Annotated in this window: 7 protein-coding genes, 1 pseudogene and 2 CRISPR repeat arrays; of the genes and pseudogenes, 2 read left to right on the top strand and 6 right to left on the bottom strand. The window is 32.7% G+C overall.

Features of this window, described 5'->3' with window-relative positions:
- The first annotated feature begins 399 nt into the window (after positions 1-399).
- Both J7Q84_RS05215 and J7Q84_RS05210 read left to right on the top strand, forming a co-directional pair.
- Complete coding sequence (locus J7Q84_RS05215; protein ID WP_209093390.1) at positions 400-1,140, top strand: hypothetical protein; 741 nt, start codon at positions 400-402, stop codon at positions 1,138-1,140.
- A 545-nt stretch (positions 1,141-1,685) separates the two neighbouring features.
- Positions 1,686-2,015: direct repeats of the CRISPR family, unit length 37 nt; unit sequence TGTGTTAATCCTCTAAACGAGGTTTTTTTATTTATAC.
- Between the two features lie 615 nt (positions 2,016-2,630).
- On the top strand, positions 2,631-3,965 hold the full coding sequence (locus J7Q84_RS05210; RefSeq protein ID WP_209093389.1) for a hypothetical protein: 1,335 nt from the start codon (positions 2,631-2,633) through the stop codon (positions 3,963-3,965).
- Positions 3,966-4,193: 228 nt separating this feature from the next.
- On the opposite strand, the pseudogene J7Q84_RS18270 reads toward J7Q84_RS05210, so the two are convergent.
- From J7Q84_RS18270 to J7Q84_RS05185, 6 genes and pseudogenes are all read right to left on the bottom strand, one after another.
- Positions 4,194-4,369, bottom strand: a pseudogene (locus J7Q84_RS18270) (IS3-like element ISBt2 family transposase); the annotation flags it as partial.
- 87 nt (positions 4,370-4,456) lie between these two features.
- Positions 4,457-5,163: direct repeats of the CRISPR family, unit length 37 nt; unit sequence TGTGTTAATCCTCTGAACGAGGTTTTTTTATTTCTAT.
- A gap of 287 nt (positions 5,164-5,450) precedes the next feature.
- Complete coding sequence (cas2, locus tag J7Q84_RS05205) at positions 5,451-5,741, bottom strand: CRISPR-associated endonuclease Cas2 (protein WP_209093388.1); 291 nt, start codon at positions 5,739-5,741, stop codon at positions 5,451-5,453.
- Positions 5,701-6,696, bottom strand: a complete 996-nt coding sequence (gene cas1, locus J7Q84_RS05200; RefSeq protein ID WP_209093387.1) for a CRISPR-associated endonuclease Cas1 — start codon at positions 6,694-6,696, stop codon at positions 5,701-5,703. The genes cas2 and cas1 overlap by 41 nt, the downstream gene beginning before the upstream one ends.
- Positions 6,693-9,494 (bottom strand): CRISPR-associated primase-polymerase type A1, encoded by a 2,802-nt coding sequence (locus J7Q84_RS05195; protein WP_209093386.1) that lies wholly within the window; start codon positions 9,492-9,494, stop codon positions 6,693-6,695. Before J7Q84_RS05195 ends, cas1 begins: the two co-directional genes overlap by 4 nt.
- Positions 9,495-9,665: 171 nt before the next feature.
- On the bottom strand, positions 9,666-11,966 hold the full coding sequence (locus J7Q84_RS05190) for a TIGR03986 family type III CRISPR-associated RAMP protein (protein WP_209093385.1): 2,301 nt from the start codon (positions 11,964-11,966) through the stop codon (positions 9,666-9,668).
- Positions 11,967-11,984: 18 nt separating this feature from the next.
- Complete coding sequence (locus tag J7Q84_RS05185) at positions 11,985-13,469, bottom strand: hypothetical protein (protein ID WP_209093384.1); 1,485 nt, start codon at positions 13,467-13,469, stop codon at positions 11,985-11,987.

Raw genomic sequence — 13,469 nt, 5'->3', positions numbered from 1 at the left:
CATAATGAAGCAATTTGAAATGTGCAATCTCGACACTTATAGCTTTCTGCGGCATCACATTCAAACCAAATCGATTTCATCTCGCCACCGACAGCTTTCTCAATCCAACATAACAGCACTTTTCATTTGCAATAAAACAATATTTTCTTTGTATGAGGGGAATACTAGCTAGAATGTAGCATCGCTTCGAGGGGACTTTAAAATACGTTTCGAAAAAATGTACTCTACTGCATATATAAAAAACTCTTTATACTCTTATAACAGAAAACCAGTATTAGACCATTCTCGTTAATATATTAAACATATCCATTATTCAAGTTAAAAAGATGTTGTATTCTCTTATCTCTTTTAACGATTAATCCATTTATACTATTAATTAACAGCTAAGGAAGTGAACATATGAATGGATTGAAAATCCACCTCTTTACAGCCGTTCCTATCACAGAGCCAGAACTACATTCCGATTACTTGCTGCACACAAATGATGACTTTAACTTTGACTGCACTGCCCGCTTTACATCTTATAAACATAGTCAAATAAGCTCCGTTCTATTAACAAAAGATGATCATAACAACTGGTATTATCTTACATCCTTTTTTGTAAGCTCGCTTCAAGAAGCCAAGTTAAAAAGACAAGTAATGATTCCTGATTATTTAAAAAATCAGATGGAAGAAACTTGGCTGGCTACACAAATGAAACAACTTGGCTTATGTTACAATCTAACTAACTTTGACAAAGCCATAACTCACCTGGCCGTTTATACAGAGGAGTTAAGTCTGCTCTCTCCCAAATTTCAAGCACGAGCAGCTTTAATTGACGGAGAAGATGACCCGCAAATCATAGATTCTTTTCATTATCTTTCTAATGTATTCAACAACTTAGAAACTCGTTTTATTACTGGAGTAGAAACGCATTCATTTGCAACTGTCACAGAAAACAAATACTACTTTGACAATCTTCATATTGAGCAAAATGTGGGATTACTCTATCTGCAATATTACTTATACTTCTTAAAGCACGATATCATCCCGTCAAAACAAATGATGCCAAATCTGTTAGGAAACCTGTGGCGTTCTCAACAAGCTATGAGAAACGACTGGAATCCTAGCCTGTTTCAGGTCATGAGCTTACATGACTAAACAATTTTTTTGATGGAGGGGTGATCCTCCATCAAATTGCTATTAACAATTGTGAAAAATCCCCATATGAACCAATTTAAACAAAAAATACTCTGATTTCATAAAACCCTCGAATCCATGACCGCTTATGCCCTCATGCCGATAATCATGCAAACCTTCCAGGATTTTCCCGTTAAAGAAATAATAGAATGTCGATTTTCAATACAGAGCACTTCTCCTTAGTATTAATTAATGATCTTATCCTTAGACCTTCTAGTTATATGCAATTACAGAATTTGTGTTATTACTTTCATACATTCTTTCATTTTATATAAATTTCTCTGTTAGAACCCGTTCCTTCTTGATCAATATAAGCTTCCTACCAAAATGCTTAGCAGCTAGAACATCCGTAACAGGTAAAAACTAGTAAAGCCCAAAAAGAAACAAACCACCTATTGTATACTTAGGTGGTTTGCTTTGTATTTTGTATATCGACAAAAGGTTCCGTTATAAATTCTAGCAACATGAAGCCAATAGGTTTATAGAGATTAAAATGCAAAATTTCAAATGGTAATTCTCTAAACGAGGTTTTTTTATTTATACGTAGAGGACTTGGTGTTCGCTTCACCGGTCCCATTCTTGTGTTAATCCTCTAAACGAGGTTTTTTTATTTATACGAAAAATTAATAAAGTATTATGGAGAACGAGTAAGCATGTGTTAATCCTCTAAACGAGGTTTTTTTATTTATACGAAGACCTTTTAAGCCAAATCAAGGCATTATAATATGTGTTAATCCTCTAAACGAGGTTTTTTTATTTATACACACAGAGGAAGATTTAGAGAGAATTGAACAATTCTTGTGTTAATCCTCTAAACGAGGTTTTTTTATTTATACTGTACCTAAATTTTATCTTACTCTCTCAAGGGTTTCAAGTGCTAAATTACACGCCTTTCTTATTTTTTTATTTGGCCAAAAATATTATGTAAACTAACTATGGTTATCAAAAAAATTCATTATATCAATCGAGGTTTTTTATCTAATTTCCTCTTATTTCAAAACAAAAATTATTATATTAAACAAATGACACGCTTTATATGATTTTCCCCCTATTTTATAGGTGTGTCGTTTTGTTTCTTGCAATCAACTTTTTTTCTTACTAGAAAGTTTTAAAGATCGAATATCTCTTAGTTTAATTAAAGAATCTAGTATTTATTTTTTCTTCTGACGCCCAAGTTCTTCATGTCATAAAGAAAGACAACTCCTTTCTTATATAGTATTATAACTTACAGATTATCATTTTTCTTACTGGTTCAGTATAATATTCCCACCCTGCATTGAAAATTCTATTGATACGTTGCCTCTATTTTATACATAACTCAGTTACTATAGTTAATATATATTTAACATACATACATTCAAATATATGACATAAGTATACAAAAACGAGGTTTAGTTTGCGGGAATTTTTAAATAGGTTTACAGATTGAAAAAACAAAAAGGAGAGAAGTTATGTCAAAACCTTTTATTTCACAAATGGTGGAAGTCACTACAGAACTATTTATACCTATTTCTTCAATGACAGATAATAAAAAACTCTTCATTGACTGGAATGAAAAAACAAAAGAATTTTATAATTTATATAGTACATACTTCATTGAGGCCATCTCTTCTTTTTTATACGAAGACACAAAATGGTATCATAAGCTCTTAAAAACAAAGGCTGTCTTATCATGTCAAGGAATAGATTACGAGATTGAAAATAAACAATATAATATTTTCATTAGCGAAGGTAACATCGTTTGTTTCCCAACCCAGGCCTATTTAATCCTGAAAATCCATGCAACTGGAGTACCTGACGATATTTGTGCAATAAATAGCTCGTTAACAAGTCTAGACTCTCGGTCAAAACATATACAGATTGAAGTGGAAGGAAAAAAACAAACTATATTGAACTATGCAAATGAATTATTAGCCCCTATAAATCATGAAGTTACTTCCTCAGTCAGTAAAGTATTTGGCTACAGTTTATTGGAAGTAGATGATGAAACATTTATTAATAATAATAACCCTTATTTGCCTGTATTTAAAAACTTTTTCCAACTAGCTGCTGGTGAACGGCTATTAGAAAAAGAATGTAAAGATGCGCTTTGGCAATTCGCATCTCGTATTCAAACTTTCTCATTATGCGGAAGTATCACTATTATTGATACTTCCAAACCCTTTAACAAAAATCATTACAAACGATATCACCATTCCTTATATAGAGATTTAACATTAATGGCGTTATATCAAATTGATTTCCTTAATAAAATCTCATTAGAGTTATCAGATGTTGAAAACCTTATTTTGAAACGGAAACTAATCATATACTTCAGAAAACTATTCTTAAATTTTACTAATAAGGCTTGGTTTTCTCATATTAGTCTTCGACCACAAGCACAACTCTTATGGGATCGATGGCAATCTCAATTTCAAAGTGAACATTTATACAACGACATTACCACACAATTAGAACAGCTTACAGGATTTATACAGCAAGATAGGTCTTGGTGGCTTTCCGTAGGTTTAGGTTTACTGACATTGGTTTCCTGGGGACCTGTCTTTACAGCAAATATACAGCCACGTGATGCAAGTACTTTTCTTCATTATGCAATTCTTATACCATGTATAACTTTACCTGTACTAGTTGGTCTTCTAATAAAAAGTGATAAGTTACGCGGATTTTTTTATAAATGGCGCTTTCATTCCATTCAAAAAAGTGTATTCAAGCAGCAAACTAAAAATAGAAAAAACAGGATGTATGACTCTGCTTTCAGTCTAACTAAAAAAAGAAGAGAAGGATAATAACAATAAAAACATGACATCGGTCATGTTTTATTGTTAAAATAGTATTGTTAAAATTCAATAATAGAAAGCATATCATAGACTTAAACACATCACCTCATAGAACTAGAGTTAAACCAGTATTTCAGTTGACTTCTAAAAGGAAGAGTTGAAAGAATCACGTCACTTTTCTTAAATACAGTATAATTTTCAGAGCCCTTCTCTTTTTCTAGCCTAAGTTTCTATAAATACTGGTTGTTGAAATTGATGGATCTGATCCGTACGATGCCACTTTATCCATGTTTTAATTTAGGTGACATTTTTAATCAACGATGTTTCCATAATGGTTCGATTGGAATAGCCTCTTCCTTTATTTCAATGACTTTCCACTTCTTTTCTTCTGGACAATGAATTCTTGTTCCCAAATGAAAAACACCTCCGCTTGATTCGTATCTGTAGTATACGAATCAAGCGGAGGTGTTTTTTCATGTCCCACATAATACATAATGGATTCTTCAAATCCTCTAAACGAGGTTTTTTTATTTCTATAACAACCTTTAGCGCAGTCTTAGTAGGAGATGCAGAATTCATGTGTTAATCCTCTGAACGAGGTTTTTTTATTTCTATAAGAGATAGAAGACTCTTGGAGTGGCTGGTTTGAAAGTGTTAATCCTCTGAACGAGGTTTTTTTATTTCTATTTTCAAAATTCGCTTTAGTTTTAGGGATTATTCTAATTGTGTTAATCCTCTGAACGAGGTTTTTTTATTTCTATCTGCAACAGGACATCGTTCGGGCTTGCCTCCCGGACGGCTTGTGTTAATCCTCTGAACGAGGTTTTTTTATTTCTATCAAACCAATAATGCAAGAAATAAGAGAAGAAGAGAATGTGTTAATCCTCTGAACGAGGTTTTTTTATTTCTATATGAAGGAGGAGAAAAAAAATGAAAAAAACATTAGAAAATGTGTTAATCCTCTGAACGAGGTTTTTTTATTTCTATTTAGAAAGGGATATGCCAAAGCAACTTTGTCATATGTGTTAATCCTCTGAACGAGGTTTTTTTATTTCTATAGCACACAACAAGGGGGTTAACACCATGAAGGAATACGTGTGTTAATCCTCTGAACGAGGTTTTTTTATTTCTATCTTCCTACTAAAAACAAAAAAACAATAATAACACCTTTGTGTTAATCCTCTGAACGAGGTTTTTTTATTTCTATAGTACCTTTATTCTACCCTACTCTCTCAAAGGTTTCAAGAGCTAAAATGTATGGTGCCGAGAATGTTGACTATGGACAAAACATATTATGTAAACTAAATGGTTTTGATATTTTTATAATAAATAAATCTAACCTACTTGTCCCTTTTAATCTCCATTGATTTTCAATTATTTTATTATCTTTAAATACCTACATGCTACTGTGTGTTTTTAAGCATTTTTTACTGCATACATATTTAGTAGTAGAATGGTTTTATTTTATTACTTATCCCATTCTACTACCCATTTTTATATAATTACATCTTCTTCAGGATCATAGTAAAACGATTGCCCGTATACTAAAGTTTGTTGAAATGCAGATTTATTAAGCGAGTATATGCGCAATGAATCTTGCTCCAAAACAAACGGAGTAATTACTTCTACCATTTGATCCAAACTATCTTTATCTAAATATGCTTCAAAAATACTTTTTTGAACTCGTACACCATAATCCTTTAATTTCTTTGCAACTTTATTTCTTCTTTTTGTTTCCTCTATATCATAACAAACCAAGTAATATTTCTTCGGTTGCATTGGCATAATGCTCAACTTCTCCTTCTAAATATGCAATTTCTAGACTTTTAACGAGCTTTTCAATAAGATCACGATAGTGCATTGTAGTATGCCATTGCTGGAATAGTTGAAGGAAAATTTTGCGACCTTCATCAGTAAAGTACACCCCTTTTTTCTCGTTAAAGTAAAAGTGTTTGTACTGAATTTTTTTCTGTCTAATGATTTGAAGAAGCCATTGATCTACTAATAATGGTCTAAATATCTCCATTGCATCTAAAGCTAAGCTTACACGGCCATAGCGTACACTGTGGAAAAAACCAAGCATCACATCAAACCCATATGACTCTAATACATTATTAACTTCATTTAGCAATAAAGTATATGAAAAGTTCAATGCACTATTCATAGGGTTCAATGCGGGACGACGGGTTCTTTTTTCAAAAGGAAATTCTGATGGCAATAACACATCGAAACTCGAAAAATATGCACGTGCCGCACTTCCCTCTAATCCCCTTAACAAAGCATTTGATTGTGCATTTGATATTTCAGCCAAAGATTGTGAAATTAATTTTACTGCTTCTTGTAAGACTGGATCTGCTTGTTTAACACCAAATCTTCTCTTTTTTAATATCTTAATTTGAGCTTCCAATTTTTTAGAAACGGTGGTTTTGGCCAAAGATAACAAAAACTGCTTATCTTGATATCTAGTTATCTGAGCTAATCGTGAATATATGTTTTTTGAAGTCGCCCCCACTAATTTTCCTCTAAATGTGCCAAAAGTAGAGAAATAACTAACATCTATGCCATGTCTTAAAAATTCTGTAATAACTTGAGTACTAACTTGAATGTTCCCAAATATCAATACTCTCCTAATATCACGAAAATGCCGTTCTAATAATGGTTGTTCCTTGGCGCTTACAATCAGACGTTCACCGCTCTTTCTTAACATAGCCCCTTGTTCAGTTACATACAAACTACTCAAAGCTCAATCACCCAATGTATTGTATCTTGTTCCTTGCGGCAAACAAGGTATCCATATTGTGTTTCCATACGCTCCGTTTGCAGCTCACTAAAAAGACTTTGCAGCTCTTGTTCCACCTTACGGACATTCTTTTGAAGCCCACGCTGATGCTTCCTCAGTTCTACGAGCTTCGTAGCAAGCTCGTTCACTTTTGTTTGATAATTTTCCTTTTTATTTTCTCTTGTTTCAGTTGATGAAGGTGCATCTGTAACATTTTTAGAATCGGTCGGCTTTGTGTTGGATTCCGCTTTAGGAACAGGTTCTTTCTTCGCCTCGGCGAGAGGTGTTAGCGGTCCATGATGCAATACTGGTGACGGATATTGACCTTTTCTCGTTTTAAATACACAATTACATGGCAATTGTGACGTAAGACTCGGAAAATGCTCCCGGATTCTAACGCAACTTATCGGTTTATTGTAGCTTCGATTGATAAATTTTTGCGTTGTCTTTTGGTTATAATTCATCGTATAAGAAATGATTTTATGAATAAAATCATGCCCTTCTTTTCCCATTGGACCAAATACATTTAACAAAAGCAAACGTTCTTGATGATTCAAATATGAAGTTTGCTCTGCTTTGTCTACGATATGTTTTACAATTGGACAACCGTATAATACCGTACGAACAGAACGAGGAAGTTCTATTTGTCCTATCGGCAATCGGTTCGTATTAAGGTTTTCTTGCCTTGTTACTCGATGTACTTGGGTTTTAGCTGCAAGCTTAATGTTTAAAAGTAATGCAAATTGGTCTTCGATTACTTCCCCTGTTTCGTCAATAAACCACGACTGCTGCTTCGTCTTTGTATGTTTTCCCCAAGGAAGCTTAATTGCTTGTCCAAAATGATCTGGTCTCAGTTTACGCTGCTTCGGAAACGCTTCCCAGATGATACCATCTGTAGGTGTACCTGCTTTCGCAGTTACAGTATGGACAAATTCGTAAGCTTCTTGAATATGTAGTGGCTCTTCAAAAAATACCCATACATGATATCCACGAAAGCCGCTATCTACCAGGTAAGGAGAAAATCCAAGCTCCTTATAAGTGCTATATATGCGTACAGCGTCTTCAAATGCCTCTTTTTTCTTTTTCTGAAAAGCTGTTTCGTCACCATCAATCTCATGTAACACTCTTTTACTGATATCTATATCCACAATGACATACTTTAATGTTTTATTTGAGCGAATAATATATTGAGCCAGTGTAATTTCACCATTATAGTGACTTTCAATATCTTCTGTATGCCATGGCCTACGAATCTCTTGAAAGCGGCGTTTTCCTTCTATCAATTCTTCCATGAGAAACATATTTTCATAGCCAGAAAACAAATGTTGAAAATGGAAGAATACACTTTCTGGGTCCTTTTGAACACTTTCGGTTTGTGTTTCTGTCATCGTTGCCGCAATTGGCGATTGTGCGTCGTGGAGAAGCTGTGCGAGTTCAAAGTGCTGCTCGCTTACAAGCCACTCTAAACAATTGGTAAGTGCTTCTTCTTCCTGTCTATGAACTTGTACTAAATATTGAAATAAGGCCGTCGCATGCTCTTCCTTTATTCTAAAGTGCTGCAAGACCTTTTTCTGATTCGACTCTAGTACTCCTTTGTCTTCATACAGTAATGCTGCATAAAAAAGAGCATCCACTTGAGCCTCCGATAAAACTGCCATTTGCATCAATTGAGAAAGCTGCCACTCATCAATCGTTTCACGTGTTATTTTACTGCGGATCACTTCATATATTTCTGGAATAAGACTTTGATTCTCTTCCATTTCTAATGCAAGCAGCATTTGCTCTGCATGCTGCAGCTCTTTCCATGGAATCGATTGAAAATACTGCCGCCATCCGTTTACTACTTGCTTATACTTTTCAACTCTAATTTCCTGCTCATTTTCGGTTTTATAAATTTCTTCAAGGCGTTTCACAAGGGAGGAAACTCCTTCTTCTCCTGCCTGTTTTCCCTGTTTATTGAAACGATACCCTAAAAATTCAAATGTCTCCCCAATATTTCGGGTCCCTGTTTTATCATCATTTATATCTAATCTCAACATATGAAGCGATTGTTTCATAAATTGCATGCGCATTTCGATAGCTTCCTTGGACTTTTCCATGACTATTAAATCATCTGAAAACCTTACATACGGCCTACCTTCTCGTGACATAAACTCATCAAACTCATGCAAATAAATATTAGCCAATAAAGGAGACAATGGGCTTCCCTGTATAACACCCTTCTCCTGTATACTCAATAAATATTCTATAAAGGATATTTTTTCTGGATCCTTCACAAAGCGAGTGATTTGCTGTTTCAATATTTCATGGTCGATATCATCAAAGAAACTGCTGATATCCGTCTCACCAATCCACTCATACCCATCCTTAATCCATTGCTCTATTTTTCCTACCGCCTGTGACGCTGACTTACCCGGTTGATAGGCATAGCTATTTTCATTGAAACGATGAAGACAAAATGGCTCAAGCCAACATTTCACAAGCATATGAATATAACGATCTTCAATTGTTAAAATACCTATTTTTCTAAATTTTCCATCATTTTTAGATATAGAAATTTCTTTTATTGCAGAGGGAGTATATAGACCTGTAACGAGTTTTCGTTTTATACCTTCTATAAATTCTTCTGGGTTCGCCTCGATGTCTGATAATTTGACTCTATCTACTCCCGCAGCGTCTGAGCCGTTTTTTTGTAATTTGGTCCATGCTGCTTGGTAGATGTGATCGGGGAATAAAATAGAAAATTGTGTATGAAGCATATCGTCACCTCAAGAGATTCGTCTATTTTACATTTTACCAATAATATAATAATTTTCTTTCATGCATAATTAAGTCAGGAGAAGCAATGAATGAACAAAAGAGCATGCTTCTCCCTTTTATAATAAATTTAAAAACTATATTTTCAATGATTGTAACTTCTTGATAACATTCTAAAATTTTTTAGGAAATCCAGAATCATCAGATATACTAGAAGCCAAAGGTAATACATTTTTGTATTCTGAAGCCTTCTTTTTACCATTCCATTTTTTATTTTTTTGAAACCATTGATAACTCTTTTTAATATCTTCTTGTCCAGGTGGATACATGATATCATTTTTTACTTTCGGAGACAGGATGCTAGATAAATCCTTGTAATTTTCTAACTCTTCAAAAGCTTTGCCATAAATCTTTTCTAATTCTTTTTTAAAGATAGAAACATAGTAATCCTTTTCTTTCAAGTTTACTATTTTTAAACCTGGACTATCCCATTTCAAATAACTATCTTTTATAGGTGTATTAAGTGATATATTTTCAATATTCACTTTAACTTTTCCCATTCCAAACGGTTTAGCATACCCAAAATGATGATAGATGTCAGGTTCTAATTCTAAAGCCCATAAAAGCGCACCTAATTCAATATCCCTGAGTTGCTGAAATTCAATAGAAAAAGTAAATTCAGTCCCTGGATCAAAAGCTGTAATAGTACGATTTAAATTCGTTTTTTCAATACTATTTTTTGTATCAAGTAACTCATAATGTTTAGATTTTCCTTGTTTACCATGGTCTAGGTACATTTTTCTTCCTCTGAGTGTGAGGTGTTTTTCATTATACGCGTGAATATAATTGGATAAATCCTCTACTGAGTTTGAATCGTATAAATATAAAGGAATAGCAGTTGGAGATGGCTCACCTAAAGGTTTCAATATGTAACGTTTAGGGAAAGAATTGAAACTTTTTAGTTCAGCATCACTAAAGCGTACTCTACCCTTATATGAATCTGATTTCTTATGTTTATCCTCAAGTTGTTCACTATTTTCATTATTTTGAACAGCTTCAGGATAAAGTTTTTCAGATTTAACCCAACCAAAAAGACGACAAGCAGGACAAAGTTTATCATATTCTTTACAATGATGAAGACTAGAATCTAATAAATCTAAGACCGAATACTTATATTGAGTTCTTGACATCATAACTGGATAGATAGCTTCAATCTGCTTATAGTCCTTAGAGACCTTGACATATACAAAGTTAGGCTTATCTTTATTCAATGCTTTTTCCTTTTGCTGAATATGTCGACTATGTTTGGAATTTCCTGCTTTTAGATTCAAGTTCTTTTCTTCCTTATCCCAATTTGTCTTAACATAGTTCGTTAGTAAAGCATTATATTTCTGTATGACCACATCATCAATAGGAAGTTTTTCTTTTATTTTTTTGCACTTATTTGAAATACGATAAAAAAATCGTTCATCATGCTTATTGTCAGCGTTTCTATCTCCTTCATAACCAGATTCAAAATAGTACCCTTCGATATAATCTTTTTTGGGAGTTGTACTAAATTCTTTTACTGAATAAAAAGTAAAAGTAATTGGATTTCTTTGAGTCTGTTTATTATATTTAATCTCTTCTAGCTTTGCGTATACTTTTTGACCGTGCGATAATTTCATACGATCTGATGGTTTATCAATAAATCGTTTTTTATATTCTTCGTTATAAGAAATGTTTTTCTTAGCATTATCTTTTTTCTTTCCAGCGGTTCCATACTTAAATACCCATGCAGCATATTGTAAATTTTTTTCCACATCAGGGTCTTTTACATGACCTGTAAATAGTTCTGCTTGATATGTGTTAGTTTTCTTATCGTATATAACTTTAGCTGGAATAATCTTATTAGATTCTCCCATCTCTCCACGATAAAATAAAGGACGATTATGTTCATCTTTATCATTTTCACTAAGAATACTAAAACAAGAGTTAGTAATTGCTTCAAATATAGAACGAATGGACCCTCTAACAGAACTACCTGGTACAATATATTTATTACCCGTTTTATAAAAATCGTAAGTCTTATGAGTTTTTGAATCATCTAAAGATACCTCGTCTACTTCTTTACCTATTATACAAAACGGTGACTTTGTAGAAATAGTAGCCTTAATTACCCCACTTTGACCAGATAGCTTTATATGACTTGGAGCCGCTTTCCTAGTTACTTCACTTTCGATATCAGGAATATTTAAAGGTCTCACAAAATTATATGGGTTGTGAAATGTATCTAGAATCATAACTGTCTTAGCTTGTAATCCCCCTTTTTTACTTGGTTCGGTATCAACTTTAACCTTAGTTCCTTCTGTAATATTTCCAGTACTTGTTTGAACTTTGTTTATGCGAAAAAATATATCACTTTGTCCCTTAACAGTTATATAACCAAAGCCACGATCACTAAAATATTTTTTTACAACACCATATTCGAACATGATTATGCCTCCCTAATCCTATAGTGGCTGAGTGATAGGCTTATCCTCCCATACAGCTTGTATAATTAAGCCTAGTAAAAATGCTATAGAAAATTGAATAACAAAATATTCTGGGAAAAAAGTAATTTCTATTCCATTAAAGTTAAATATAAATATCTTAGGTAGAATAGAAACGCACTTTTCCTTAAATAAAGCAATTTCTATCCAATTAGAGTCCTTTATAAATATCTTAGGCAGATTTGAATCACACTTTTCCTTTAATGTATCTAATAAATCCAACATAAACTTACTAGTGAAGAACAAATGTCCAATCAAGGTTAATGAAAAACTACACCTTAAGCCTTTGCTAAACAGAACATTACTTTTACGTCTTGAAGCAAAATTTGTATAACCTAAGACGTTTTTTACTTCTACATCGATATATTTTTTACATATCCAACAAGATATTATAAAAACAAAAACCGTTAAAAATATACCGAAATAATTTATCTCATTACCAATTAACCACGGCAATTTATTAAATGCCCATTCATTTAACTCTCCTGTCATTAAAACAGGAATTAGGCCAATAACAATAGCTGCTACCAATCTTGGTGCTTTTTTTATTGGGAGAAACCATTCTAATAACCTTCCAAAAATATTGCTTTGTTCAAATTCAAAATTTTTGTCAACATCGAATCTAGGTAAATAAAATATATTTTGGAGCTTAATAAATTGATTATTATATTTCATTATTTTTTCTTTTTTTCTGCTAGAAAAATCATCAATTAAGTAATCTACTAAAGTATCAATTTGAATACTTTCTATATCTTCGCCTTCGGTAGTAGAATATGAAGCGGCATGTAACCATTTTTTCAAATCATGTGGAAGCATATACAGTTTAAAATCATAATTGGTAATGAAATCCACAAATTTTTCAAATTCTTTTTCATAAGATGCTTGGATTATTTCTTTCCATGTTGAATCTCGACTTATAGAAGATTTTAAAATAAGACGAAATGTTTCAAATCTATAAGTATAAATTCGCAATCGAATATCAAATAGCTCTTTAGTAGAATCGCTCTTTTCATTTACTAATAGATGAGCAAATTTCAAAAAATACTGAATACACATTACTTCTAATAACGAAGTTTGCTTATTGTTCAATTGATCTGGAATTATAGTGACTAAATAGTTCTTGAGATGAATAGAATATCTTATTTTAAAACTCGATTCTACTTCATTTAACACTTGTTCAAAAAGTTCCTCATTATCTTCTAAATTAATTGTCTTCTTAAAATAAGGCATTACCTCATCCATATTAACTTCACGTAATGATGAAATAGGCAGAACCTCATTATCTCCTATAGAGTTTAATATTTCTTTTAGTTCCATAGATAAAAATTCATCAGCAAGATTTATTGTATAGAGCTTTTGTTTTTTGAAATATAGACTTAGCTTATATTTAAATATATCTTTGAGAGTGTCATCTCTTTCTCTTGTTTTCCAAAATACCCACTCCAT

The organism is Bacillus sp. 165, from assembly GCF_017742235.1.
In the GTDB taxonomy this organism is placed as follows: Bacteria; Bacillota; Bacilli; order Bacillales; family Bacillaceae_G; genus JAGHKQ01.
Note: the sequence above shows the minus strand (reverse complement) of the source record. Positions and strands in the feature narration are given on the sequence as shown.